Source organism: Enterobacter mori (assembly GCF_025244905.1).
In the GTDB taxonomy this organism is placed as follows: Bacteria; Pseudomonadota; Gammaproteobacteria; order Enterobacterales; family Enterobacteriaceae; genus Enterobacter; species Enterobacter mori_A.
Map to the genome: position 1 here is coordinate 1418346 of NZ_CP104285.1, position 26998 is coordinate 1445343.

At 57.3% G+C, this 26998-nt stretch carries 21 protein-coding genes; 11 read left to right on the forward strand and 10 right to left on the reverse strand.

The window, feature by feature from the left end:
• Window positions 1-332: 332 nt before the first annotated feature.
• Both N2K86_RS06680 and mntS read right to left on the reverse strand, forming a co-directional pair.
• The gene (locus N2K86_RS06680; RefSeq protein WP_260660899.1) at window positions 333-1916 is read right to left on the reverse strand and encodes a phosphoethanolamine transferase; all 1584 of its coding nucleotides are present in this window, start codon (window positions 1914-1916) and stop codon (window positions 333-335) included.
• Between the two features lie 279 nt (window positions 1917-2195).
• Complete coding sequence (gene mntS, locus N2K86_RS06685; protein ID WP_260660900.1) at window positions 2196-2324, reverse strand: manganase accumulation protein MntS; 129 nt, start codon at window positions 2322-2324, stop codon at window positions 2196-2198.
• Window positions 2325-2507: 183 nt separating this feature from the next.
• On the opposite strand from mntS, the gene mntR reads away from it, so the two are divergent.
• The 6 genes from mntR (at window position 2508) to N2K86_RS06715 (ending at window position 9517) form a co-directional block, all read left to right on the forward strand.
• Window positions 2508-2981, forward strand: a complete 474-nt coding sequence (mntR, locus tag N2K86_RS06690) for a manganese-binding transcriptional regulator MntR (protein ID WP_010428939.1) — start codon at window positions 2508-2510, stop codon at window positions 2979-2981.
• On the forward strand, window positions 2978-4087 hold the full coding sequence (locus N2K86_RS06695; RefSeq protein ID WP_260660901.1) for an anion transporter: 1110 nt from the start codon (window positions 2978-2980) through the stop codon (window positions 4085-4087). The genes mntR and N2K86_RS06695 overlap by 4 nt, the downstream gene beginning before the upstream one ends.
• Window positions 4088-4188: 101 nt before the next feature.
• A complete protein-coding gene (locus tag N2K86_RS06700) occupies window positions 4189-5283 on the forward strand; it encodes an HlyD family secretion protein (protein WP_260660902.1) in 1095 nt (364 codons plus the stop codon).
• On the forward strand, window positions 5280-6851 hold the full coding sequence (locus N2K86_RS06705) for a DHA2 family efflux MFS transporter permease subunit (protein WP_260660903.1): 1572 nt from the start codon (window positions 5280-5282) through the stop codon (window positions 6849-6851). The genes N2K86_RS06700 and N2K86_RS06705 overlap by 4 nt, the downstream gene beginning before the upstream one ends.
• Entirely contained in the window at window positions 6851-8374 is a 1524-nt protein-coding gene (locus tag N2K86_RS06710) for an efflux transporter outer membrane subunit (protein ID WP_260660904.1), read from the forward strand. Before N2K86_RS06705 ends, N2K86_RS06710 begins: the two co-directional genes overlap by 1 nt.
• Before the next feature lie 102 nt (window positions 8375-8476).
• Window positions 8477-9517: an aldo/keto reductase gene (locus N2K86_RS06715; protein WP_260660905.1), complete on the forward strand. Its 1041-nt coding sequence runs from the start codon at window positions 8477-8479 to the stop codon at window positions 9515-9517.
• Window positions 9518-9695: 178 nt separating this feature from the next.
• On the opposite strand, the gene N2K86_RS06720 is transcribed toward N2K86_RS06715, so the two are convergent.
• Genes N2K86_RS06720 through N2K86_RS06730 form a run of 3 tightly spaced genes read right to left on the reverse strand, consistent with a single transcriptional unit; the run spans window position 9696 to window position 12930 of the window.
• On the reverse strand, window positions 9696-10349 hold the full coding sequence (locus N2K86_RS06720) for a DUF2931 family protein (protein ID WP_260660906.1): 654 nt from the start codon (window positions 10347-10349) through the stop codon (window positions 9696-9698).
• An 8-nt stretch (window positions 10350-10357) separates the two neighbouring features.
• Window positions 10358-11014, reverse strand: a complete 657-nt coding sequence (locus N2K86_RS06725) for a DUF2931 family protein (protein ID WP_407065280.1) — start codon at window positions 11012-11014, stop codon at window positions 10358-10360.
• Window positions 11008-12930: a PAAR domain-containing protein gene (locus N2K86_RS06730; protein ID WP_260660908.1), complete on the reverse strand. Its 1923-nt coding sequence runs from the start codon at window positions 12928-12930 to the stop codon at window positions 11008-11010. Before N2K86_RS06730 ends, N2K86_RS06725 begins: the two co-directional genes overlap by 7 nt.
• Before the next feature lie 282 nt (window positions 12931-13212).
• Here N2K86_RS06730 and N2K86_RS06735 point away from each other — a divergent pair, with 282 nt between their 5' ends.
• Genes N2K86_RS06735 through N2K86_RS06745 form a run of 3 tightly spaced genes read left to right on the forward strand, consistent with a single transcriptional unit; the run spans window position 13213 to window position 16695 of the window.
• Window positions 13213-14589: a glycoside hydrolase family 1 protein gene (locus N2K86_RS06735; RefSeq protein WP_260660909.1), complete on the forward strand. Its 1377-nt coding sequence runs from the start codon at window positions 13213-13215 to the stop codon at window positions 14587-14589.
• Window positions 14590-14640: 51 nt separating this feature from the next.
• On the forward strand, window positions 14641-15963 hold the full coding sequence (locus tag N2K86_RS06740; protein WP_045355721.1) for a PTS sugar transporter subunit IIC: 1323 nt from the start codon (window positions 14641-14643) through the stop codon (window positions 15961-15963).
• Between the two features lie 15 nt (window positions 15964-15978).
• The gene (locus tag N2K86_RS06745; RefSeq protein ID WP_260660910.1) at window positions 15979-16695 is read left to right on the forward strand and encodes a GntR family transcriptional regulator; all 717 of its coding nucleotides are present in this window, start codon (window positions 15979-15981) and stop codon (window positions 16693-16695) included.
• A 44-nt stretch (window positions 16696-16739) separates the two neighbouring features.
• On the opposite strand, the gene ldtB is transcribed toward N2K86_RS06745, so the two are convergent.
• Window positions 16740-17660: a L,D-transpeptidase gene (ldtB, locus tag N2K86_RS06750; protein WP_010428965.1), complete on the reverse strand. Its 921-nt coding sequence runs from the start codon at window positions 17658-17660 to the stop codon at window positions 16740-16742.
• Between the two features lie 222 nt (window positions 17661-17882).
• Between ldtB and N2K86_RS06755 the strand changes: the two genes are divergently transcribed.
• The gene (locus tag N2K86_RS06755) at window positions 17883-19478 is read left to right on the forward strand and encodes an ABC-F family ATPase (RefSeq protein WP_010428967.1); all 1596 of its coding nucleotides are present in this window, start codon (window positions 17883-17885) and stop codon (window positions 19476-19478) included.
• Between the two features lie 187 nt (window positions 19479-19665).
• Here N2K86_RS06755 and N2K86_RS06760 read toward each other — a convergent pair whose 3' ends face one another.
• On the reverse strand, window positions 19666-22029 hold the full coding sequence (locus tag N2K86_RS06760; RefSeq protein WP_260660911.1) for a glycoside hydrolase family 31 protein: 2364 nt from the start codon (window positions 22027-22029) through the stop codon (window positions 19666-19668).
• Window positions 22030-22046: 17 nt separating this feature from the next.
• On the reverse strand, window positions 22047-23348 hold the full coding sequence (locus N2K86_RS06765) for an MFS transporter (RefSeq protein WP_260660912.1): 1302 nt from the start codon (window positions 23346-23348) through the stop codon (window positions 22047-22049).
• A gap of 288 nt (window positions 23349-23636) precedes the next feature.
• Between N2K86_RS06765 and N2K86_RS06770 the strand changes: the two genes are divergently transcribed.
• Window positions 23637-24710 carry a LacI family DNA-binding transcriptional regulator gene (locus N2K86_RS06770; protein ID WP_260660913.1) on the forward strand — a complete coding sequence of 358 codons (1074 nt, stop codon included), beginning with the start codon at window positions 23637-23639 and terminating at the stop codon, window positions 24708-24710.
• On the opposite strand, the gene N2K86_RS06775 is transcribed toward N2K86_RS06770, so the two are convergent.
• A complete protein-coding gene (locus tag N2K86_RS06775; protein WP_260660914.1) occupies window positions 24707-25963 on the reverse strand; it encodes a DUF1479 domain-containing protein in 1257 nt (418 codons plus the stop codon). The genes N2K86_RS06770 and N2K86_RS06775 overlap by 4 nt on opposite strands.
• A gap of 149 nt (window positions 25964-26112) precedes the next feature.
• Window positions 26113-26928, reverse strand: coding sequence for a Cof-type HAD-IIB family hydrolase (locus tag N2K86_RS06780; protein ID WP_260660915.1), 816 nt, complete (start codon window positions 26926-26928; stop codon window positions 26113-26115).
• Window positions 26929-26998 lie beyond the last annotated feature (70 nt).

Below are 26998 nucleotides of genomic sequence, written 5' to 3' on the forward strand. Positions count from 1 at the left end.
GTCTTTTTCCCTCTCCCCGTGGGCTGAGGGATCCCCTGTATTTTTTTTACCTGAAGCGATGAATGTTGCATCAGAAAAATTAATGACTTACAGCGATGTCCTGGTCCGGCGGCGATTGAGCCGCCCTGGCACGTTCACAGGTCATGTCCTCACAGAGTAGCAAGCAACATAAAGTGAACGGAATGACCACCAGACCCGTATGTTCCCCCTCACCCCTGCCCTCTCCCTCAAGGGAGAGGGGGTCGTCCGTGCAGGCATTATTTTGTGGGGAACCCTCAGCCCCGTGGGAGAGGGTCAGGGTGAAAACATTAGACCGCACGAGACGGCAGAAACTACTTGCTCTTTATATCAAAAATATCTGTACCCAAATGGTTATAGTCAACTTTCTGTAACTTGAAGTTGGTAACGTACACTGGGGGCGCTTTCTTGTTAGAGACAAACGGATAAGCATTTTTTATCTGCTCTGCTGCAATCCCCGTCCACTGCGAGAAGAACGACAGGAAATCATTTGCCGAACGACGCGCGGTGATGATGCGATGCTTTTTGTCGTCACTCGACAACACCATAAACGGTACCTGGAAGTTCTGCTGGAACTTGTCATCGTGTGCCAGATACTGCACCTGTTTACCGCGCTCTTTAAACGCCAGTCCGTGATCGGAGAAATAGACCATTGAGAAACTGTCACCCGTATTGCGCAGCTGGGCATAGAGCTTGCTGAGCAGATCGTCGGTTTGCGTCATGGTGTAGAGATAACACGATGTCTCTTTGGACTGCACAAACTCTGTGTACTTTCCGTTTGTACGATCGCACGCCTGAGGATGTGACCCCATCAGGTGCAGAACAATCAGCTGTGGCTGGGTGCGCTGAGTGGCAAAGACCTGTGCGGTCATTTTCAGCAATGCTTCATCTTTCGTGTTTTTGTCGGCTTCAAAATCACCGCTTTTCAGGAACTGAACCTCATCGGCACGCTTCGCAATACTGGCGATGGCGGTATCGTATTCGCCAATTTGCCCCTGGTTGGAGAACCACCATGTCTGGAAGCCCGCGCGGTTTGCCAGCGTGACAAAGTTATCCTGATACTGCGGTTTGCCGTCGACCACACGGTTCAGGGTCAGGCCGAGTGATTTCTGCGTCGAGCCGCTGGCCGCGACGTAATCGGTAAACAGGGTACCGTTGACCGAACTGGCAAACGGCGTGTTATCCCAGTGACCGCCAAAAGCACCGAGCGCATCGCGGCGCGCGCTTTCACCAATCACCACCACGTAGGTATGGTACTTAGGCTTCACGGCCAGCACGTTCCAGGTGTCTTTCATGGTGGAAAGCTCAGCCATACGCGCCTGCTCGTCGAGCACTTCCTTGTTGTTGACTACCACGTCCTTAACAAAGCGAAACACCGGGTAGCCGCTGTCTTTCAGCTTAAAGACGCCACCCCAGGCCAGGTTTTGCACCGGGGCGACAAAAAAGGTGCCTACGCAAAATACCAGGCACAGGCTCTCCATTTTTCCCCACGTTTTTTTCTCTTCGGCTTTGCGGCGTACCGCAATCACGCCCAGCGCAAAGATAAAGAGGCCGACCACGTAGCTGTACCACGGGAAGATCGTCAAGATCTCCGTCGACTCTTCCATATTGGTCGAGTGCAGCGCCAGCAGGGTATTGAAGTTTGGCGCGCCGTAAGCCTGGCCAAACGGGAAATACATCGCAGCAACCAGCGAACAGACCCCGACCAACGCTTTCTGCACGCGCGGCGCACTCCGCCACAGCACGTGGAGCACGCAGGTAAACGCCACGGCGTAGAGCAGGCTAAACGGGTAGCCAAGCGCAAAGTTAATCAGCAGCGATTGCAGAAAGTAGAATCCCGTCCACGGGCTTAAGGCCCGGCTGCGGGTAACAAGTGTTTCTTTCAGGGTTACGTTCATAGATCACTATCATGAAAACGCCATGTGCTCACCCTGGCGCCAAGGGTCAAAGCCTGCCTGACAGTGCGTGGAGAGGGAATAAGGGTCCGCTTCAGCGAGCCGCAAATAGTGCAGGGCTGCAAGAAGATAGTGCGAGCGTGAAATAAGGTCAACAGTTGCTAAACAGATGTTTTGCGAGGAAGACTGCAAATCCGTAAAAAAGATCGGGATTAAGGCGACCAGAAGCCAGTTTACAAGAGGTTTGTGACGGGAAAATGAAGCGGCGTACCGCGACGCCGCTTAATGAGAAGATTTGTCATCCTGCTGCGGTTTGTTGCTAAACATATCGCACAGCATGTTCAACAGCATTAAGCGCACTTTAAAGGGGGAGTGGGTAAACACGTTCATACACCTCTTGAATTCATTCATGTGACCTCCTGATTTCTGATCCCTTCGGTCCATGAAGGGTGACTGCATTACATACAGATATAGCACAGGCTATATTGTATAGCTATGGCTAATTCGTTAATTTTTTGTGCTTGTAGAGCTATGGTTTACAATGTGCGCTCCGTTACAGGACGCTGGAAGCGTCACCCCCATTGAGGAAACACAATGAACCGTCGCGCAGGTAAGCCAACTACAAAAAAAACGACGCAACTGGTGAATGTTGAAGAGCACGTAGAAGGGTTCCGTCAGGTGCGTGAGGCGCATCGCCGGGAGCTGATTGATGACTATGTGGAGCTGATCTCCGATTTGATTCGTGAGGTTGGCGAAGCACGTCAGGTTGATATGGCCGCGCGGCTGGGGGTTTCCCAGCCAACGGTAGCCAAAATGTTAAAACGTCTGGCGTCAGTGGGATTGATCGAGATGATCCCGTGGCGCGGCGTGTTTCTGACGGCAGAGGGTGAAAAGCTGGCGCAGGAGAGCCGTGAGCGTCATCAGATCGTGGAGAACTTTTTACTGGTGCTGGGCGTCAGCCCGGAAATTGCCCGCCGGGATGCGGAAGGGATGGAGCACCATGTCAGTGAAGAAACACTGGTGAAGTTCCGTGAATTTACACTCAAATATGGTTCTTCTGCTGAATGAACATCCCCGGCCTGCAAGCCCTGACGCGTGACCGTTTCTTTCATCTCTTACTGATTATTGGTGCAGGCTTAAGCCTCTTTGTCCCCTTTACCCCCCACGCCTGGCCTGCGGCCATTGACTGGCGCACGATTATTACCCTGAGCGGCTTAATGATGCTCACCAAAGGCGTAGAGCTAAGCGGCTACTTTGACGTTCTGGGACGCAAAATGGTGCGCCGTTTTGCCACCGAACGCCGTCTGTCTCTGTTCATGGTCTTTTCCGCAGCGGTACTGTCGACGTTTCTGACCAACGATGTCGCACTGTTTATCATCGTGCCGCTTACGCTCACGCTGCGTAAGCTCTGTGAAATTCCGGTCAGCCGTCTGATTATCTTTGAAGCGCTAGCCGTGAATGCTGGCTCGCTGTTAACGCCCATCGGGAACCCACAAAATATCCTGCTCTGGGGCCGTTCCGGCCTGTCGTTTGCCGCCTTTACCTGGCAGATGGCCCCGCTGGCGCTGGTGATGATGCTATCCCTGCTGGCGGTGTGCTGGTTTGCCTTTCCGGATAAAAAACTGCAGTACCACAGCGGGACGACGGGCCCGCAGTGGCAGCCCCGTCTGGTCTGGTGCTGTCTGGCGTTGTATATCGTCTTTTTGGTCGCGCTGGAGATGAAGGTTGAACTGGCGGGCGTGCTGCTGGTTGCCGCCGGGTTTTTAGTGCTGGCGCGGCGGGTGCTGGTGAGCGTCGACTGGACGCTGCTGCTGGTCTTTATGGCGATGTTTATCGATGTCTATCTGCTCATCCAGCTTCCTGCACTGCAAAACGTGCTTCACGGCGTCAGCGGTCTGTCGCAGCCGGGACTGTGGCTGACGGCGATTGGCCTGTCGCAGTTTATCAGCAACGTGCCGTCGACCATTCTGCTGCTCAACTATGTTCCGCCTGACACCCTTCTGGCGTGGGCGGTAAATATCGGCGGGTTTGGGCTATTGCCCGGTTCACTTGCCAACCTGATTGCCCTGCGCATGGCCAACGACCGCCGTATCTGGTGGCGCTTCCATTTATGGTCGGTCCCGATGCTGTTGTGGGCCGCCACGATCGGTTTCGGACTATTCCTTCTCATATAGTGCGCTATTTGTCAGTTTATCCTGGCAAATGTATAGCAACGTCCTAGCTTTAGTGAACGGCATAGTGTGATGCCGCTCACTGACTGGAACGTTGCTGACCTATGGCTGAAGATCAAAACCCGCCTGCTGACGAGCAGGAAAACAACAATAATGCGCGCAAGCGCCCGGGCAAAAAACCGTTAATTATCCTCGGCATTGTCGTGGTGGTGATGGTGATTGTGGCGCTGGTCTGGTGGTTTTTAACCCGTAACGAAGAGACGACCGACGACGCCTTTACCGACGGTGACGTGGTGACCATTGCCCCCAAAACGGCGGGATACGTCACCGAGCTTCGCGTGCGCGATAACCAGCGCGTGAAGAAAGGGGATCTGCTGGTGGTTATCGATCCTCGCGATACCACGGCCCAGCGCGATCAGGCTCAGGCCCAGCTTGGACTGGCGCTTGCTCAGCTCCATCAGGCGCAGGCACAGCTGGCGCTTTCAAAAGTCCAGTATCCCGCCCAGCGTGACGAAGCCAAAGCGCAGGTGCTGAAAGCGCAGGCCGATATGGCGAACGCCCAGGCGGAGTACCGCCGTCAGCGCGGCGTTGACCCGCGTGCGACCACCCAGCAAAGTATCGATTCTGCGAATGCCCAACTGCGCAGTGCACAGGCTGGACTGGCCAGCGCCCAGGCGCAGCTGGAAGTGGCGGAGCAGGTACAGCTGCAGATCCGTCAGCAGGAGACCAACGTTGAAGCTCGCGAACGTCAGGTCGATCAGGCTAAAGCGCAGCTGGAAACCGCGAACCTGAACCTCTCTTACACCGAAGTCCGCGCCCCGTTCGACGGCTTCGTCACCAAACGCAACGTACAGCCCGGCACGCTGGTGCAGGCGGGTACGGCGCTGTTTTCTCTGGTCTCACCGAACGTGTGGGTGGTGGCGAACTTCAAAGAGTCGCAGCTGGAGCGCATGAGGCCCGGCGACAAGGTCAGCGTTTCCGTCGATGCATGGCCGGATATGGAACTTGAAGGCCACATTGACAGCATCCAGCAGGGCAGCGGTTCGCGCTTCTCCGCGTTCCCGTCGGAAAACGCCACCGGTAACTTTGTGAAGATTGTTCAGCGCGTGCCGGTGAAAATCGTGATTGATAAAGGGCTGGATCCGAACAAGCCACTGCCGCTGGGGCTGTCCGTTGAGCCGAAGGTGACGGTGGAATGACGGACCACAGCCACGATAGCTGGAAGCCCGCCAGCAACCCGTGGGCGGTGGCCATTGTCGTCACCCTCGCGGTGTTTATGGAAATTCTGGATACCACCATCGTTAACGTGGCGCTGCCGCACGTGGCGGGTTCGCTCTCGGCCAGCTATGACGAATCCACCTGGGTGTTAACCAGCTACCTGGTGGCGAACGGCATCGTGCTGCCCATCTCTGCCTTCCTCAGCCGCCTGTTTGGTCGCAAGCAGTTCTTCTTAATCTGCATCGTGATGTTCACCATCTGCTCGTTTCTGTGCGGCATCGCCACCGAGCTGTGGCAGATCATCCTGTTCCGCGTGATGCAGGGCTTCTTTGGCGGCGGGCTGCAGCCCACGCAGCAGTCCGTGCTGCTCGACTACTTCAAACCGGAGGACAGGGGCAAGGCCTTTGGTCTGTCGTCCATTGCCATCATCGTTGCGCCGGTGCTTGGCCCGACGCTGGGCGGCTGGATCACCGATAACTACTCCTGGCGCTGGGTGTTCTTTATCAACATTCCGGTGGGGATTGTGACGGTGCTGGCGATCTACCAGCTGCTGGAAGATCCGCCGTGGGAGAGCAAATCAAAAGGGAAGCTGACCGTCGACTGGACGGGGATCGGCCTGATCGCTCTCGGCCTGGGCTGCCTGCAGGTGATGCTCGACCGGGGCGAGGATGATGACTGGTTCTACTCGAACTTTATCCGCACCTTCGCGGTGCTGACGCTTATCGGCATTATCGGTGCTATTTACTGGCTGCTGTATGCCAAAAAGCCGGTGGTGGATCTGCACTGCATGAAGGACCGCAACTTCGCGACGTCCAGCCTGCTGATGGCGGGGATGGCGATGATCCTCTACGGCAGCTCGGTGGTGATCCCGCAGCTGGCCCAGCAGGATCTGGGCTATACCGCCACCTGGTCCGGGCTGGTGCTGTCGCCCGGCGCGGTGTTGATTGTGTTAACCATCCCGCTGGTGCTGAAGCTGATGCCGGTGGTGCAGACGCGCTGGATCATCGCTTTTGGCTTTTCCTGCCTGGCGGTGTCGTTCTTCTGGTCGCGCACGCTGACGCCGGATATCGATTTCGAAACGCTGGTGCTGTTCCGCAGCGCGCAGTCGATAGGGCTGGGGTTCCTGTTTGTGCCGCTGACCACCATTGCCTTTATCTCGATACCGAGGCGGCTCAACGCCGACGCGGCGGCGCTGTTTACCATGTTCCGCAACGTGGCCGGTTCGATTGGGATTTCGCTCTCGACGGCAGCGATCACCGAACGCGCGCAGGCGCACAGCGCCCATCTGGCGTACCACGCCTCGCCGTTTAACGAACAGTTCCAGCTGGCGATTCGCGAAAGCGCGCAGGCGATTCAAAACTTCACCACCCAGGTGGGCGACCCTACGGGAATTGCCACCGGGCGCATGTACCAGACCATGATCGAGCAGTCGCGCTTTTTGGCCTACATCGACGTTTTCACCCTCCTGAGCGCGGTGGCCTTTTTACTGATTCCGTTTTGTTTGTTGCTCTCGCCGGTTAAGAGCGAGGGGAGTGCAGGAGCACATTGATGATACACAGACGTTTACACCCTCTGATGATAATGATGCTGCTGGTGGGCTGTGCCGTCGGGCCGGACTATCAGCCGCCCGCGCCGCCTGCCGTTACGCACTGGAACGACAAGGGCGACAGCGGGGTGAAATCGCAAACCACTTCCGTCGCGACCAACCCGCGCTGGTGGAAGACCTTCGGCTCGGCGCAGCTCGACAGTCTGGTTGAACGCGCCATCGCGGGAAACCTGACGCTGCAGCAAACGGTGCTGCGCATTGCCGGGGCGCGTGAACAGATTAATCAGGCGGGCGGCGCGTTTTATCCATCGGTCAACGGTAATCTGCAGGCGACGCGCCAGCAGCTCGGATTGGAAGGCGAGCTGAAATCCCACGGCGTGTACGACCAGTTGGATAACGTCGATCCTGAACTCAGAGGCGCGCTGGGGCCGCTGACGCAGCCGATCAATCTCTACCAGGGCAGCTTCGACGCCCAGTGGGAAATCGACCTGTGGGGCAAGGTGCGGCGTCAGGTGGAGGCGGCGGAGGCGCAGCAAAAAGCCGCTATCGAGCAGCGTAACGACGCGCTCGTGTCGCTGGAAGCCGAAGTGGCGCGGGCGTGGCTCCAGCTGCGCGGGGCGCAGAGCATTATCGCCACGCTGAACACCCAGATTGAGAGCGCGCAGCAGACGCTGGATCTGACCGAAAGCCGCCAGCGCGGCGGGCTGTCTCCGCAGATGGATGTGGAAAACGCCCGGGCGCAGTTAGGCAACCTTGAAGCGCAGCTTCCGCAATATCAGGCGCAGGAGCGGCAGGCGATGAACGGCCTGGCGATCCTGCTCGGCAAGCCGCCGGGGGCGCTGGATGCGGAATTGCAAAGCGTGCAGCCGATGCCTGCCCTGCCGGATATTGTGCAAACGGGCATTCCGTCGACGCTGGCGCGACGCCGTCCGGACGTGCGCGAAGCGGAGGCGAACCTCCACGCCGCGACGGCGCAAATCGGCGTCTCGGTGGCGGAGCTGTTCCCGAGCTTTACGCTCTCCGGCCAGTTTGGCCTGCGCAACAGCGAAACTAACTGGCTGACCGACTGGAGCAGCCACTTCTACAGCTTTGGCCCGCAGGTCTCCATTCCCATCTTCCAGGGCGGTCGGCTGGTTTCCAGCGTCAAGGTGGCGCGCGCGCAGCAGGGGGCGGCGGTGCTGGACTATCGCCAGACGGTGCTGACCGCGCTCGGGGATGTGGAAAACGCGCTGGTGAGCTATCGCACCGACCAGCAGCGCGAAGCGGGTCTGGCGAAAACTATCGACGCGCTGCAAAACGCGTTCGACCTGGCAAGCGACAGCTACCGGCAGGGGATCGCCAGCTTTATCGACGTGCTGGACGCCCAGCGGCAGCTGGCGCAGGCCCAGCAGCAGCGCGCGCAGGCGCAGGTGCAAAGCGCCCTCGACCTGGTGGCGCTCTACAAGGCGCTCGGCGGCGGCTGGGAGCCGTATCAGCAGGTGCAATTACCGGACTACAACGTCTTTGGCGATGCCCCGCGCGGATAGATTCAGAGGATTGGGCAAGAAACGGACAGGAACGCCACATTCGCGATGGTTGAGGGGCGGGTATAACTATCGGGTACCCAATCGACATGCGAGGAATAACTTATGCGTTATCAAAAACTGGGCAACACCGGACTGTTTGTTTCTGAACTGTGCCTCGGCACCATGACCTTCGGCGGTGAAGACGGCATGTGGGGCAAGATTGGTCAGCTTAAGCAAAACGAAGCCGAGCAGCTGGTGGGCCGCGCGCTGGACGCGGGCATCAACTTTATCGATACCGCCGACGTCTATTCGGAAGGGCGCTCGGAGGCGATCCTCGGGCAGGCGCTGAAAAACCTCAACGTCCCGCGCGAAAATGTGGTGGTTGCCACCAAGGTGTTCGGCGAAACGGGCAGCGCCGGTGTGAACTCGCGCGGCAGCTCGCGCTATCACATCATCAGCAGCGTGAAGGAGAGCCTGCGCCGCCTGCAGCTCGATCATATCGATCTCTACCAGCTTCACGGCTTTGACCCGGCAACACCCGTTGAAGAGACGCTCTACGCGCTGGATAACCTGGTGCAGCACGGCCACGTGCGCTACATCGGCGTTTCTAACTGGGCGGCGTGGCAGATAGCCAAAGCGTTGGGTATTTCCGAGCGGCTGGGGCTGGTGCGTTTTGCGTCATTGCAGGCGTATTACACCATCGCCGGGCGCGATCTGGAGCGTGAACTGGTGCCGATGATGCAGAGCGAAGGCGTTGGGCTGATGGTCTGGAGCCCGCTGGCGGGCGGCCTGCTGAGCGGAAAATATGGCCGCGACGGGACGAGCGAAACCGGTGGCCGCCGTCTGGCGTTCGACTTCCCGCCGGTAGATAAAGATCGCGCCTTCGACTGCGTGGACGTGATGCGCGTGATTGCCGAGAGCAAGGGCGTCTCCGTCGCGCAAATCGCGCTGGCCTGGCTGCTGCATCAAAAGGCCGTGACCAGCGTGATTATCGGTGCCAAACGCGTCGATCAGCTGGATGACAATATTGCCGCGACCGGGATCCGCTTAAGCGAAGACGAGCTTAAACAGCTGGATGCCGTCAGCGCACTGCCGCGGGAATATCCCGGCTGGATGCTGGAGCGGCAGGGGGAATATCGTCGCAACCAGCTTGCGCAACAGTAACCTTCCTTTCCCGTGGTAGCGCATAGCGATTTACCGGATAGCGGGTTTTGCTAGTTTACCGCCCCTGAGCCTGAAGGCCAGGGGCATCTCTTCGGGGGGGCTGGCTCACCTGTATGGCAGCCGGACAGCAGAAAGAGGCTGGCCAGTACTGCGGTGAATCTCCTTTTCATTGTTTTCCTCACCATTGCCCGTATGGGTAGGTTTTGCCTTTGATAAACTCCACCGTATCTTCTGTATATCTGTAACCATGCGAAAACTGTGTTACTCCCTTACAGGCATCCAGTCTGTCACCGGACAGCGTGGTGAGCCGCTGCGGCTCTACCGGCAGGTTCCCACCAATCCCGCTGTTCTGCAGCCAGACTCGCACTTTACCTTCCGGGGCCAGGCCAATCAGCAGCGTGTCGTACCACGTGGTGCCGTATGAGTCCTTTCCGGTCGGGGTCAGCATTCTGGTCCTGAGCGAGGCCGGAAAGACTATCCGGGTCTCATAGGTTTTTTTGTCGATGACCGAATCCCAGCAGAACAACATCATCACGGGCGGGTGACGCGCCTGATTAAACTGGGCATTCCGTCGCACCCGGTTACTCCATGTTCCCACGGTAACGGCACTGTCCTGCACGGAGTCCAGCGTCCGGAAGGTATACACCACCCCCTTCTCATCAATCACCAGCGCCTGCGTGACCTCGGCATACAGTGCTTTCGGGGTGAAGAAAGCGAAGTCCCATTTCCCGTAAGGCATCCCGCCCGTCTCTTCGGGGGTGGCTGGCTTACCTGTATGGCAACCGGACAGCAGAAAGAGGCAGGTCAGTACTGCGGTGAATCTCCTTTTCATTGTTTTCCTCACCATTGCCCGTACGGGTAGGTTTTGCCTTTGATGAACTCCACCGTATCTTCTGTATATCTGTAACCATGCGAAAACTGTGTTACTCCCTTACAGGCATCCAGTCTGTCACCGGACAACGTGGTGAGCCGCTGTGGCTCTACCGGCAGGTTCCCGCCAATCCCGCTGTTCTGCAGCCAGACTCGCACTTTTCCTTCCGGGGCCAGGCCAATCAGCAGCGTGTCGTACCACGTGGTGCCGTATGAGTCCTTTCCGGTCGGGGTCAGCATTCTGGTCCTGAGCGACGCCGGAAAAACTATCCGGGTCTCATAGGTCTTTTTGTCGATGACCGAATCCCAGCAGAACAGCATCATCACGGGCGGGTGACGCGCCTTGTTAAACTGGGCATGTCGCCGCACCTCGTTATTCCATGCCCCCACTGTGATAGCACTTGGCTGCACTGCATCCAGCGTCCGGAAGGTATACACCACCCCCTTCTCATCAATCACCAGCGCCTGCGTGACCTCGGCATACAGCGCTTTCGGGGTGAAGAAAGCGAAGTCCCATTTCCCGTAAGGCATTCCGCCCGTCTCTTCGGGTGTAGTGGGCGCTACTGCCTTGCATCCCGTAAGGGCTGTTAAAATTAAGAAAAGGCCTAACCCACGTTGTTTCAAAATGATTCTCCATCCATGTTATAGCGTGTACGCCGCCAGTCTTCATCGGGGCGATTAACAAAGCTGATAAGTTCAACCAGTGCGGCACCGCCCTGAATATCACCGCGGGTATTTCTCACCACAGGGTTCCAGTTTGCAGAGCAGTGGATATATGAACGAGCCAGAATATTCATTTCCTGCGGCGTAAAAGCAGGTGGCACTTTGCCATCACGTACCGCTTTTCCCATCTGCAGGGACTTGTCACAGAAGTGACTTAAATCTTCCGGGATAACGAGAGCATCATTATCCTGAACAGATTTAAAATTCACTCCCGCCTCTTTAGCCGCCTCAATCATCACCCGCAGTACCACCTTTGCCCAGTCGTTGCGAATTAACCGGTCTCGCAGCGTCAGCGCCGAAAAACTGCGTTTCTGAAACTGCCCGTAGCGATCCGGCGGCAGCCGGTCGTCATACCAGGTTTCGGCCATAATGCGACTGGTCCGCAGAACGGGAGCGAGACAGGGAAAGGTATCCAGCTGCGGGAGTTGCTGTAGCAGCCGCTTATAGCTGCGCGTCTGGCTTCCCGGCTGGCTGAGGGGGACCGTTTCCGTGGCGGGGCGGGTCAGGAACAGGTTTTCCCGCACCTGCGGCAGATAGCCGCCGCCAGTGTCAGAATGCGCGCCAGGCAGAGCCAGTTCGGGCCATACGGGCCGGACGCTGTTCAGGGCAAAGTTGAACCGGCACTCATTTCCCGCCGTGATGTGGAAGACCTTCTCCGCGATGCCGGGAGGCAGGGTGATGTTCACCTCGCCGGTACTGGCTGAGTGGGGATTCATGCCATTCACCGGACTGCCGATGGCCGCAACGGTGTCAAATATGCCAATAAATCGGGTCTTTCCGGCCGGCGGCCCCTGAAGGGCGACGCCGTTCAGTCCCTGACGAATGGCGGCGATAATCGCACTGTCCTGCGCCAGGACGCGGTTGGCGAAATGACGTGCCGCTGCGGCACCGCGGCTGAACCCGAAAATATCGAACCGGATTAATTTAACAATTAATAGTTGTTTATTAAGAAGGCTCTTTAAATTTCGAAGAGTCTGCTCAATTTTAGATATCAGACCCGCTACCGCTTTATCCGTTTTGGCAACGACGCCTGTATCCGCAATTCCCAGCGACTGGCCAATCAGGCTGTCGGGTTTGCCCGCTTCGGTGCCGATACCGTCGATATACAGTGACGCCTGAACCTCAGTGCTGTCGGGTAACAGATCGGTCTGATACAACGTGTGCAGCCAGTGCACGTTGGTGTAATACCCGATGTAGCTGCCTGCGCCGGTGCCGGACACCCCAAACTCCTCGCGAGCACACCGGGCCATAATGACCTCGGCTTCCACGCTGGTGTAGTCGAAGTGCCTGGCCGTACAGGCTTTAATCATGTTCTCCGTGTTAACGGCATTATTCCCCGTACCGTCAAAAAACAGGCCGACGGTCAGCGTCACGTCTTGCGGCGTGGGGGAGTCTGACTCAGATGGCGGGGAAAGCGGTGAGGAAAGGGGCGGAGTAGAGGATGGCGGGGATGAGGTACGCAGTTCTTCTGTCTGCCTGCTGAATGACGGCTGCCCCGTGGGTCGTACGGTGCTCTGGGTTATCGCACCAGCATCAGACAAAGGGACGATAATGCGATTGCTTCCTGCCGGACAGCCACATTTGACCTCAGAGTCATGAATGGCAGCCCAGGCTCCGTCAATGATGAAATCCGGCGTGCCGGTGACAACGGTGCCGGGAATTTTACAGAGGGGGCAGGGTGTTGTTTTATCCCCCACGCGAACCATGCCTCTGCCGGTGTCCTGATTAGCAGGAAGGGAGCTGATACAGCGGGCGCCGGTGGTGGTTTTATCCCCGTCAAGGGCGAGTCCGAGTGCATCAATACTGACAAAGTGGGGCATTTCATATCCGTATGAAAAGTGTGTTTAGTGCGCGAACTATACGCCCGGTCTGCAGGTAGAAAAATATGCTTAGTATCAAAATAGTCACATCTGGAGAGAATTAGGATTTAAGCCCGGTCTGGAGAGAGGTTTGCTCATTTTTTAATAGACCAACTTGTCCTTTACTCGGTTTTTTTCCCCGCATTGCTCACAAAAAACGATCCTCCTCTTTGATCCAAATTTAATCTTCGCCTATATGACTAGTCATGAAATTTTAAATGACTAGTCATATAGGGGGAGACCATGAACAATTCACTGCCGGCCAACTTTTTATGGGGCAACTCGGTATCCAGCATGCAGACGGAAGGGGCCTGGAACGAAGGCGGGAAGGGCATGTCGGTCTACGACATTCGCGAAGCCGGAGAAAATATCTCCGACTGGAAAGTCGCCACCGACTCCTACCACCGCTACCGGGAAGATTTCGACCTGATGCAGGATCTGGGCATGAACTGCTACCGCTTCCAGATCTCCTGGAGCCGCGTCTGCCCACAGGGTGACGGCGATTTTAACGACGAAGGTATCGCATTTTACGACCGTTTTATCGACGATCTGATCGCTCGAGGCATTGAGCCGATGGTTTGTCTCTACCACTTCGATATGCCGCTGGCGCTGGCGCAGGAGTACAACGGCTTCAATGACCGCCGCGTAATGGACGCCTTTATCCGCTACGGCAAAAAGATGATCGACTGCTTTGGCGATCGCGTGAAGTACTGGCTGACCTTCAACGAGCAGAACATCTTCCATATGCCGATAGCCTTCCGCATTTCAGGGTATATGAAAGGGGAGGAAACCCTGCGCGAGCTGTACGAATTACAGCATCACACCATGGTGGCGCACATGGCGCTGACCGAGTATCTGCACCAGACGAAACCGGGCCAGCTGATGGGCGGCATGCTGGCACACCAGCTTATCTACCCGGCCACCTGCAAACCGCGCGATATCTTCTGCGCTCAGCAGTATGACGAGTTCCTCAACCAGAACCTGCTGCGCGTCTTTGCCGGGCAGGGCTACAGCCCGGCGGTGATGGCGGTGGTGGAGCAGGAAGGCTTTGGCGATATCTACCGCGCTGAAGATCTCGCGCTGTTCGCCCGCACGAAGAACGACTTTATGGCCTTCAGCTACTACGCCAGCAAAACGCTGGACAGCGATGCGATCCCGGAAGGCACGCCGGTGAACGATTACCTGCTGCACGGCGAGAAAAATAACCCGTACCTGAAGGCCACCGAGTGGAACTGGCAGATCGATCCGCTGGGCTTTCGCACCATCATCACCCGCTACGCCAACGACTGGCGGATGCCGGTCTTCCCGATTGAAAACGGCATTGGCGTGATTGAATCCTGGGACGGCGTGAACCCGATTGAAGACACCTACCGCATCGACTACCACCGGGCGCATATCGAGGCCATGAAGGAGGCGATATTCGAGGACGGGGCGGAAGTCATTGGCTACCTTGGCTGGGGATTAATCGACATTCTCAGCTCCCAGGGCGACATGCGTAAGCGCTACGGCGTAGTCTATGTCAACCGTGAAAACCACGACCTGAAAGACCTGAAGCGCGTGCCGAAGAAGAGCTATGCGTGGTTAAAACAGGTTATTCATACCAACGGACGCGAGATGTAAGCCGTACGCTGCCGGGCCGTTTTTGTGACTGATTGATGGGAACTATCCGCTATGTCTGAAACAAAAATAACACCGCACATGCAGTCCTTTGTCGATAAATTTGTCGAGTTCTCGGCGCGCCTGGCAAACCAGGTGCACCTGCGCTCCCTGCGCGACGCCTTCGCCACGGTGATGCCGATTTTCATCCTCGCCGGTCTGGCGGTGCTGGTGAACAACGTGGTGTTTCCGTGGATTTTTCACGGCGATACGCTCGCGCAGTTTAAGGTATGGGGCGAGGCGATAATCAACGGCACGCTGAACATCGCCGCGCTGCTGCTGGCCCCGATGATTGCCTGGTCGCTGGCGCGCAACAAAGATTTCGACAATCCGGTCTCGGCAGTGGTTATCGCCGTCAGCAGCTTCATCATCATGATGCCGATGCGCTTGCAGATTACGCCTGTCGGCAGCGACGCCGCGGTGAACGTCACCCAGGTACTGACGTTTGCCAATATTGGCTCAACCGGGATTTTCGCCGGGGTGCTGATTGGGCTGCTTTCAACGGAAGTGTTTATCGCCATCTCGCGGCTTAAGGCGCTACACATTTCGCTGGGGGAGAACGTACCGCCAGCGGTGAGCAAATCCTTCACCGCGCTGATCCCGACCATCCTCACGCTCTCCCTGTTCGCAGTGCTGGCGGCCATACTGGCAAACGTGCTGCATACGGACCTGATCCATCTTATTACGACCTTTATCCAGCAGCCCCTGCGGCTGATCAACACCAGCCTGCCCGGGACGATTTTCATTTACAGCTTCGGTAACTTCCTGTTCACGCTGGGTATTCATCAGTCTGTCGTCAACAGCGTGGTGCTGGAGCCGTTCCTGCTGATCAACACCAACGAGAACATGCTGGCCTTCGCTAACGGCCAGCCCATTCCGCACATCATCAATAACATCTTCGTGCCGACGTTCGGCATGGTGGGCGGAACGGGTAGCACGATCTCGCTGCTGATCGCCATCTTTATCTTCTCCCGACAAAAATCGGCGAAGCAGGTGGCGCGTCTGTCGCTGGCGCCCGGCCTGTTCAACATCAACGAGCCGGTGATCTTCGGCCTGCCGATTGTCTTTAACCTGCCGCTGATGATCCCGTTTGTGCTGCTGCCCGCCATCGGCATTTACTTCGCCTGGCTCTGTACCACGTTGGGGTTAATGTCGCGCTGCGTGGTGATGATCCCGTGGACCACGCCGCCAATTCTCAGCGCCTGGCTGGCGACGGCGGGGGACTGGCGGGCGGTGGTGGTGCAGTTGGCAATCATTGTATTTGGTGTATTCTTCTACCTGCCTTTCCTCAAGATTGCCGAGCGAGTGGCGTTGAAAAACAGCGGGATAGAAAACTAACTGAAAGGAAGGACGATGGCGGCGAAGTACATCACCATAGCGCGGGAAATTAAGAAACGCATTATCAGCCAGCAGTACGCCGCCAATGAACCGCTGCCGGACCAGTTTGCGCTGGCGGCGGAATTCAGCACCAGCCGGATGACCATTCAGCAGGCCATGCGCCAGCTAATTGTTGAAGGGCTGGTCTATACCCGTCAGGGGCAGGGAACGTTCATCCGCAAGAACTTCCTCCAGCTCTCGCAATGGGATCTCTCCGGCAGCGACTACTTTGGCGCAACCAAAACCTGGGAACATCTGGGGACGGTGACCAGCCAGGTCGTGCACTTCGAACTGCGCTTCCCGAACGAGAAAGAGCAGGCGTCGCTGATGATTAACGCCGATGCGCCGATCTATGACTTTATTCGTCTGCGTTTGCTGAACGGTGAGCCGATGTCGCTGGATTCCACCGTAATGCCGCTGAATCTGGTACCGGGCCTGACGAAAAACCATCTTGAAGGTTCGGTGTTCCAGTACGTGCAGGAGACGCTGGGGCTGAAAATAATGGGCTCGTATCGCGTCGTGCGCGCGTTGAAGCCAAATGCGCTTGATATGCAGCACTTAATCTGTGAACAGACGGACCCGGTGCTGGAGGTGGAGCAGGTGATTTATCTTGAAGATGGCACGCCGCTCGAATACGCCCACTGCCACTATCGCTACGACCACGGCGGGATTGTCATCGTGAACAACGGATAAAAAAAAGCGGGCAACGAGGCCCGCTTTTTTTATTCGCTTAACTATTAGTTCAGACGCACTGGCATACCAGAACGGTTCTGGATCGCCTGGTCAACCACGGTCGTTTCCACGTCAGCCTGAGAGGTCACGGACTGCACCGCGCTGGTCAGGTTGATTGGCACGATTTCGTTGTTGTTGATCTGATCTTCGCTGGTGGACAGCGGGTTGTGAACCTCAATGTAACGGCTGCCGTCTGGCTCAGAGGTCGCTTTCACCGGTTCGTTGATGAACTGCACGCGGGTACCGACCGGTACGTTTTCGAACAGGAACTTAATGTCGTCGTTACGCAGACGCACACAGCCGTGACTTACGCGCAGGCCGATGCCGAAGTTGGCGTTGGTACCGTGGATGGCATACAGGCGGCCAATGTACAGCGCGTAAAGACCCATTGGGTTATCCGGGCCTGCTGGCACAACGGCTGGCAGCGGTTCGCCCGCAGCAATGTACTCAGCGTGCATTTTCGCCGTCGGGGTCCAGGTTGGGCCCGCTTTCTTACGCTCAACTTTGGTGGTCCAGTTCAGCGGAGTATCTTTACCCAGCTGGCCGATACCGATTGGCAGCACGATAACGGTGTTAGTGCCTTTCGGGTAGTAATACAGACGCATTTCGGCGCTGTTGATTACGATACCTTCATGAACAGTATCCGGCAGGATCAGCTGCTGAGGGATGTTCAGCACGGTACCTGCTTTTGGCAGATACGGGTCAACGCCCGGGTTTGCTTCCAGCATGTTAGACAGACCGAGCTGGTATTCAGCGGCAAAATATTCCAGCGGCTGAGCGTTGCCTTCCGGCACAATCACCACCTGGTTTTGCCCAACCAGACGGCTACCGTCTGTCGGCAGGGGATACGTCACCGCAGAAGCGGTCTTGCAAAAACCTACTACGGCTAACGCTGCCGCAAAAAGCGTTGTCAATTTCATGTTCATGTTGTGCGAGGTATCTAAGCCATTCAGGCGATGAGTTGATAAGTCTGAATCTGTGATGGGAGCGCATTATATGTGCATTCCCGCTAACAGGGAATTCAGATGTGTACGAAATCACATTTTTTTCGATTTTGTTAAAGTTTAGTGGATTGCCGCAACACGGGATCTCAATTCGGAATTGTGGCATAATGCCGTGTTTATCACACTTTTCGCAGGAATCTCCCCGTGTTAGTTACCAGCAACGTCACTATGCAGTTTGGCAGTAAGCCGCTGTTCGAAAACATTTCCGTCAAATTTGGCGGCGGCAACCGTTACGGCCTGATTGGTGCCAACGGTAGCGGAAAATCCACCTTTATGAAAATCCTCGGCGGTGACCTGGAGCCGACGCTCGGCAACGTGTCGCTCGACCCTAACGAGCGTATCGGTAAGCTGCGCCAGGATCAGTTCGCCTTCGAAGAGTTCACCGTGCTCGACACCGTGATCATGGGGCACGCGGAGCTGTGGGAAGTGAAGCAGGAGCGCGATCGCATCTACGCGCTGGCCGAAATGAGCGAAGAAGACGGCTATAAAGTGGCCGATCTGGAAACGCAGTACGGCGAGATGGACGGTTACTCTGCGGAAGCGCGCGCGGGCGAGCTGTTGCTGGGCGTAGGCATTCCGGTTGAACAGCATTACGGCCCGATGAGCGAAGTTGCGCCAGGCTGGAAGCTGCGTGTGCTGCTGGCACAGGCGCTGTTCTCTAACCCGGATATCCTGCTGCTCGACGAACCGACGAACAACCTGGACATCGACACCATCCGCTGGCTGGAGCAGACGCTGAACGACCGCGACAGCACCATGATCATCATCTCGCACGACCGTCACTTCCTGAACATGGTTTGTACCCACATGGCGGATCTGGATTACGGCGAGCTGCGCGTTTACCCGGGCAACTACGACGAATACATGACGGCGGCCACCCAGGCGCGTGAACGTCTGCTGGCGGATAACGCCAAGAAGAAAGCGCAGATCGCTGACCTGCAGTCCTTCGTCAGCCGCTTTAGCGCCAACGCCTCTAAGTCGCGTCAGGCGACCTCGCGTGCTCGTCAGATTGACAAAATCAAGCTGGACGAAGTCAAAGCCTCCAGCCGTCAGAACCCGTTCATCCGCTTCGAGCAGGACAAGAAACTGTTCCGTAACGCGCTGGAAGTGGAAGCCCTGGCAAAAGGTTTTGAGAACGGCCCGCTGTTTAAAAAATTCAACCTGCTGCTGGAAGTGGGCGAGAAGATTGCCATCCTCGGCGCGAACGGCGTGGGTAAATCCACCATGCTGAAAACCCTGGTGGGCGAACTGCAGCCGGACAACGGCACCGTGAAGTGGTCTGAAAACGCGCAGATTGGCTACTACGCGCAGGACCATGAATACGAGTTCGAAAACGACCTCACCGTCTTCGACTGGATGAGCCAGTGGAAGCAGGAAGGCGACGACGAACAGGCGGTGCGCAGCATTCTGGGTCGTCTGCTGTTCAGCCAGGACGACATCAAAAAGCCTGCTAAAGTGCTCTCCGGTGGTGAGAAAGGCCGCATGCTGTTCGGCAAACTGATGATGGAAAAACCGAATATCCTGGTGATGGATGAACCGACCAACCACCTGGACATGGAATCTATCGAATCCCTGAACATGGCGCTGGAGATGTATCAGGGAACGCTGATCTTCGTCTCTCACGACCGTGAGTTCGTCAGCTCCCTGGCGACCCGCGTGATCGAAATTACGCCAGAGCGCGTGGTGGACTTCACCGGTAACTACGAAGACTACCTGCGCAGTAAAGGTATCGACGGCTAATTTCCCGTCGTCTTTCACGCTGCAGATGCGTTGGCTTCACCTGTTCACCCCGGTCACTTACTTATGTAAGCTCCCGGGGATTCACAGGTTTGCCGCCTTCCTGCAGCGCGAAATACTTAGGGAAAGGCGTCGTGCCTTTATTCCCTCTCCCAGTGGGAGAGGGTTAGGGTGAGGGCATCAGGCCGCACTACACCACCCACTCGCCCCCTTCAACCCCATTCACCCGCAGCGTACGTTTTTCCCCCGCCGGTAACGACACCTTCAGCGCTGTCCACGCCGGACGGTAATCCCCGCGCGCGTTCACCTTCAGGTTGATGGTTGCGCCATCGCACACCATTTCCCATTCCACCCACAGCGCATTGCCGTTCTGGTAGCCCCAACTTTCCCCGTCATCTTCAAACAGCATGCCCGAGGTTGTGCCGACGCCCTTCAGCGGGAACAGCTTCAGCTCGCGGGTCGTATCTTTTTCGGCACTTACATGCGTGATGCGCTCGCTTAGCGGCAGACCGGCACCGGCGCGCACCAGCAGCGGCAGTTTTTCCAGCGGCGCGTCGAGAACGATCGACTGGCCGCCTGCATACCACGCGTGGGTGTAAAAATCGTACCAGCCGGTGTCGTTATCCGGCAACCAGACGCGGCGCTCGCGCTGCCCGGCTTCGACGACGCTGGCCACCAGCAGGTCGCGGCCCAGCAGGAAGTCATCGCACTCCTCAAACGTCTGCGTATCGTGCTCGTGATCGAGGAAGGTCGGGCGCAGCATTGGCTCGTCGTCGGCGTGCGCCTGCCAGAGCAGGGTGTAGAGATACGGCAGCAGGCGGTAGCGCAGCTCAACCGCGCCGCGAATGGCTGGCGTGACGCCCGGGTACATCCACGGCTCGTTCACGGTGTGGTCATCATTCCACGAGTGAATGGTAAAGCGCGGGTGCATCACGCCGTTCTGCACCCAGCGCACGAACAGCTCGGCGTCCGGTTTGTCGCCGGAGAAACCGCCGACGTCGTGACCGACGTTGAACAGCCCGGACAGGCTCATGCCCAGCCCCATGCGGATGTTATAGCGCAGGGTGTCCCAGTTGGTGCGGTTGTCGCCGCTCCATGTCTGGACGTAGCGCTGCATCCCGGCGCAGCCGGAGCGGGAAATCAGGTACGGGCGCTTTTCCGGCGCAAAGCGCTGCTGCGCTTCCAGCGAGGCGCGCATCATCAGCAGCGGCATCACCGGGCGAATGTGCTTGATGGCAATCTCCTGGCCGAAGCCAAAGCAGCGCGCTTCCCCGTCCCACACTTCATATTCGTTGTTGTCGTTCCAGGTAGAGTCGATACCCATCTCCAGCAGCTGCGTGGTGACGCCGCTCTGCCACCACTGCACCGTCTGCGGGTTGGTAAAATCGAGGTGCGAGCCTTCGTCATCCCAGAAGCTGGAACGTTCAGGCGCATCGGTTTCTGAATCGCGAATGAACAGGCCGCTTTCCGCCACTTCGTTATAGCGCGGATGGTCCTGCAGCAGGCACGGCTTGATGTTGGCCGCAAGCTTCAACCCTGCGTCGTGGAATGCCTGGCTCATTACCTTCGGCTGCGGCACCTTGTCGTAATTCCAGTTAAAGACGTAGCGCTTGCCGTTGATGGAGGTATAGCCGGACGAGAGCTGGAACGAGTCGCACGGAATGGCGTGCTCTTCGCACAGGCGGATGAAGTTCATCAGCTGGTTTTGCGCGTCCGGCGCGTCGGTGTAATGCATGGTCGAGCCGCTGTAGCCCAGGCTCCATTTCGGTCCGAACAGCGTTTTCCCGGTCAGGCGCACAAAGGCTTTGGTGACGTCCAGCACGCGCTTGCCGGTAAAGATGTAGTAATCGATATCGCCCGCTTCCGCCTGCCAGCGACGATAGGCGGTGTGGTAGTTGTCGATTTCGTTACCCAGATCCAGCCAGCAGTTGCTCAGGTTGTCGTAGAACAGGCCGTAGCTGACGTCGTCGCGGCGGGTGATAGTGAACGGGATGTGCTTGTACAGCGGGTCGGTGCTGGCCGCGTTGTAGCCCATCGCGTCGAGGTTACGCATCTCGTAGCGTTTGCCGTTGCGCTGCAGATCGCCCGCTTTCTCGCCCAGCCCGTAGAAACGCTCGTCCTTACGGCGGCTAAGGTAGTGCGCCACGCCGTCGCCGTGGGTGTTCAGCAGGTAGGCGCTGGTAGGGCGGTCGTTGACCAGCGGCTGCCATTCCCCCGCGTCATTGCGGTAGTGCCACTCCAGCCACAGCGGCTGGTGGACGGTAACGCGCAGCTGTGCGGTGGCCACGGTTAGCGTCTCACCCTGCTGCGTTAGCGTCCAGGTCGGGCAGGAGAAACCGCTTATGTCGTCACGACGGCGGCCTTCCCACGGCACGTCTTGTTCCGGCGCAATGCTCCAGGTGCGGTCCAGCGCCAGTTCCCCTTTGCGCTTAATCAGCACGCGGAACAGGTTCTCTTCCAGCACATACAGGCACAGGCGGTGCTGGTTATCGACCAGCAATTCCAGATGATTTGCCGACTGCTTATCTACGGTCCAGTTTTTCAGGGTTTTCATATGCAATACATCCACTATCAGGCGCGCTTGGCGCGACGTTCAGCAATAAATGCTACCAGGAAGAGAGCGCCAATCAGGTCAAAAAAGCCCATGGCAATAAAGAGCGGGTTGAAGCCGATTTTGTCGGCGGTCACCCCGATTAACAGGGAGAACAGGAAGCTGGCGATCCACGCCGCCGAGCCGCGCATGCCGTTGACGGTGGCCATCTGGCCTTTGTCGAACGACTCCACGACCAGGGCGCTCAGCATGCAGGAGATGATCTGGTGCCCGAAGCCGCCGATGGAGATCAACACGATGGTGATATACGGGTCGCGGGTAACGGCCACGATGCCCAGAGAGATCATCAGGAACGCGCCCGTCACGGAGCTGGCAACGACCGAGTTAACGCGGGAGCAGCCGAACAGGCGGGTGTACAGACGCGTCAGGTAACCACTTGCCACGCTGCCGAGATCGGCGGCGAGGAACGGCAGCCAGGCAAACATCGCAATCTGCTTCAGGTCCATGCCGTGCTCTTTGGCGAGGTACAGCGGCACCCAGAAGCTCAGCACTGCCCAGGCCGGTTCCGCCATAAAAGCCGGGATGGCGATACCGTAGAAGCGTTTGTTTTTCGAGACGGTTTTCAGCGCGGTCAGGAAGGGCAGCTTGACGGCAGGCGGTTCGTTATCCTGCTTGATAAACGCCAGTTCGTCCTTGCTCAGGTTCGGGTGCTGCTCCGGGTTGTGGTAGAACGCCCACCAGAGGATCACCCACAGCAGCGCCAGCACGCCGGTAAACATAAACGCGCCCTGCCAGCCGAACGAGGCGTGAGCAAAGTAGATGATAGGCGGAGCCAGCATCGCGCCAATGGAGAAGCCGACGCCCGCCCAGCCTGCGGCAACGGGGCGCTCTGATTTCGGGAACCATTCGCCGATGGTTTTGGCGTTCGCCGGGGTAGCGGCGGCCTCTGAGGCACCCATAAAGAAGCGCAGAATCGCCAGGTGCAGCCAGCTTCCGGCGCCCGCATGGAAAATACACATCAGCGCCCAGATCCCGGCGCAGACCATAAAGCCAATCTTCAGGCCGATAACGTCGATCAGCCAGCCGCACAGGGGCTGGAAAATGGTGTAGGCGATCTGGAACGCGCCGACGATCCAGGAGTATTGCTCGGTGGTGATCCCGAGGCTCTCTTTCAGCTCCGGGGCGAGGATCCCGAGCGAGTTTCGGGTGATGTAGTTAACGGTGACGCCAAGTAAGAACAGCACCAGCACGTACCAGCGCAGGTTCTTGATGACGCGACGGGTTTTGCTTGTCGCAACGGTGTTATTGATGTCCTGACTCATTTTACTCTCCACAAGACGGACGGTAAGGGGACGGAGGTTCAGGTGTCACACGGATTTTTATGGCTTTGATTTCTATCCGTTTAAATGGCTTAAGTTGGTATACAACTAGTATGGAAGTTGTGTGACAAGTTCACCTTAAGGGAGAAAATGAGCAGGCAATAGTGGATTTTGTGCAAAGTTTCTCATAACTGACGAAAAGCGTCTGGCATGATGGTATTTATGTCAGTTATTGCCTGACCAATACGCTATGAAAAAATTTTCATTTCGCAAATGGAGCCAGATCACAAAATGGACAAAAGGCTAAAAATCACCGAAATCGCCGCCCGTACGCAGCTCTCGATCAGCACCGTCTCGCGGGTGCTGGCGGGGAAAGCGAATACCAGTGAAAAGGCGCGCGCAAAGGTGCTGGCGTGCGCCCGAGAGCTGGGCGTGATGGAGGGTATGGCGGCAGGGCGGTTGCTGCTCAATAGCCTGGTGGTTTTTGCCCCCCAGCGCGCCTTCGACGAGCGGTCCGACATCTTTTACTACCGCGTGATCCAGAGCGTGAGTAAAGGCCTGGCGTCCCACGATGTGCGCCTTCGCTACTGCGCGCTGGAAGAGAACGACAGCGACGCGCAGCTGTTTCTGGCGCGGATGAACGAAGTGGACACCCAGGCGGCGATCCTTCTTGGTATCGACGATCCGCATATCCACGATCTGGCAGTAGACGTGGGGAAACCCTGCATGCTGATTAACTGCAGGGACCGCCACATGCGCCTGCCTGCCGTCGCGCCGGATCATCGTGCGATTGGCGAGCGGGCGGCGGAGTACCTGTTCGAGATGGGACACCGTGAGGTGATGAACGTGCTGTGCCTGCGTCGCTACACCATGGAGATGCGCCTGTCGGGGATCCGCGATGCGTGGCAGTCCCATAACCTGAAGTTCAACGACAAATGCGATCTGCTGGTGGTGCCCAGCTTCAGCGCCAAAGAGACGGAACAACTGGTCAGCGAGTGGCTTAACCAGCAGAAGGGAAAGGATCTGCCGACGGCGTTCCTGGTCGGCGGCGACTTTATGGCGGCGGGCACCATTAGCGCCTTACAAAACCACGGTCTGCGCGTGCCGCAGGACGTGTCGGTGATGAGCATTGACGGGTTTAACCTGGCGGCAATCCAGGATGTGCCTCTGACGGCCGTGCACGTTCCCCGCGATGAGCTGGGAACAGAAGCAGTTTATATGCTCCAGCAGCGGCTCATGCGCCCGGACGCACCGGTGGGGACGTTACTGCTTAACGGCACGCTGACCGTAAGGGAATCGGTACGGCGGATACGTCAGGGGAAACGACGCACCGCCGTGGAGCGGGAAGGGCTGTACGACAGTTAGACCATGCCCAGCGCGCGCTTGCCGTGGATGTTGAGATCGGCCACGGTAAAGCGGTCCTGCCAGCTCTTTTCATAATCCTCGCGCGGGAAGTCTCCCGGCGACGCGCCGGTTTCCAGCGCTTCCTTGACCTTCTTCGCGTAGGCGAGGTTTTTCTCGCACATCGGCGCAGCAGGAATGTACATCACGTTGCCCCAGCCCTGCTGATTTTCCACCGGTGCGACGGAGTGGATCACATCGCAGTGCCACCACACGGAATCGCCCGCTTCGAGTGCCGGAATGCTGGTCAGCGCCTCGATGAGCAGCGGGTGCCACTTCTCGGATATCGGCAGCACGCGCCCCGGCGCTACGCCGCACAGCTCATCCTCTGGCACGTCATCCAGCAGCGGGCGCAGCAGAATATAGGTCATCGCTTCCGGGATCGGCACCACGTGCAGCAGCCCCTGGCCGGGGATCATATCCGACAGCGCGGTCCAGCCCTGGAAGGTGCGGAACACCGAGCATTTGGTGGTGTTATCGACGGTATACTCTTCCACTTCGGTACGGTGCGCGGCGTTCCACGGATCGTATTTCTCGACATTGCCGTCAAACACGCGGGCAAAGACCTGCTGATAGGCCGGCAGCAGCCAGCGCTCCAGCGCGCCGGAGTCGGTATGCGCGCCCAGCCCTTTCGAGGTGGTTCCCGGCGGACGGCGGCGAATACGATCCGGATAAATCACGCTCACGTCCGGGTCGAACCACTGCTTGCCGTTGCTCTCGAACGTCCATAAACGGTTCAGGAACGACTGCACCTGCGCCATCTCTTCGCTCTGGCGCGCCTGCATCTGCGCCTGCGACCAGTAGATCGGGTAAATCTCCGGACGAGAAGCCGTTAAGGTGCCGAAGAAGTTATCGCCTGGCCCTTTGTACACGTCGTCAAACTTGTTCAGATCGAGGTAGTCGAGCATCGACTGATCCCACGCCAGCGCCTGCTCGCGCGGGAAGTGACCTTTAATCACCGCGCAGCCGCGGCGTTTTACGGCCTCACGCTGTGCGTCGGTAATCGTGCCGTTTTTCACGTCAGAAAAGGGAATCACCGGCCAGACGGTTTCGCCTTTGTTCTTAAGGGCGTTGATTTCCGCCACGCGGGTGGCAATTTTATCGCTGAGCTTATTAAAAACCGCCTGTACGTCGCCGATCTGCGCGCGTAATTCACGTTTCAACTGACGGATCGCCGCTTTGTGATCCGCTGGCAAAGTTTCACTGGTAAAGGTCATGACTGCCTCGCATCTTTCATTCGAAAGTAAAAATATCTACAAGTGATACTTTAAGTTAAAAATAAGTTAATGCAAGTTTAAAAACTTGACGCAAGCCACAGGACGGAAAAAGAGTGAGAGGCCGGAGCGACGCTCCGGCGAAGAGAGGATCAGGCGTCGAACGGGGAATGGTTGTCGAGCACGGCCTGAATGACGTTCAGCGCGCCGTGATGGTTGTTGTCGTCGGTGCTGTAGCGGCTGATCTCTTTGATGCTTTCCGCCGCGTTACCCATCGCAAAGGAATATTTCACCAGCTTCAGCATCTCGGCATCGTTGCCGCTGTCGCCAATGGCCACGCACTCCTGCGGGGAGATTTTCCAGCGCTTCAGGAGACGGCTGATGCCGTTGGCTTTGTGCAGGCCGGGGATGATCAAATCGACAAAACCAAAGCCGCTGGTGACCGGCTTCATGATGCCGTCCAGGGAGACGTGCAGTTTATCCACCAGATTCGGGATATCGCTGTCCGGCAGGTTCAGGGAGAACTTAAACAGCACGTCGTCAATGTCGCGGTAATCGCTGATGCGTTTTAAGCGGTGGTAGTGCTTTGACATCAGCGCCACGAACGCGTCAGGTGCTTTGTCGCTTACGTACGCGCTCTCCAGCCCGCAGGCCACGAAGTTCAGCCCTTTGTCTTTCAGCAGTTCGCCAGTCACGATCTGCGATTCATGGCGGGTCAGCTCGCCATGAAAAATTTGTTCACCGCGATCGAACACCAGCGCGCCGTTTTCCGCCACGAAGGAGATCCGATCTTTGAGCTCCGGAAAGAAGGAGATGAGCTGGTAATACTGGTTGCCGCTGGCGACAACAAATTCAATGTCGCGGGATTTAAGCTGTTCAAACTGTGCCTGGAAGCGGTCACGATCGTACTGCTTGGCATCATCAAGGAAAGTTCCGTCCATATCGGTGACGATAACTTTAACGGTCATACTGTGCTCCTGGGTCACTGCGTTTTGAAACATTCTAATAACAAGGTGACGGGGAGCACAAATTTAATTT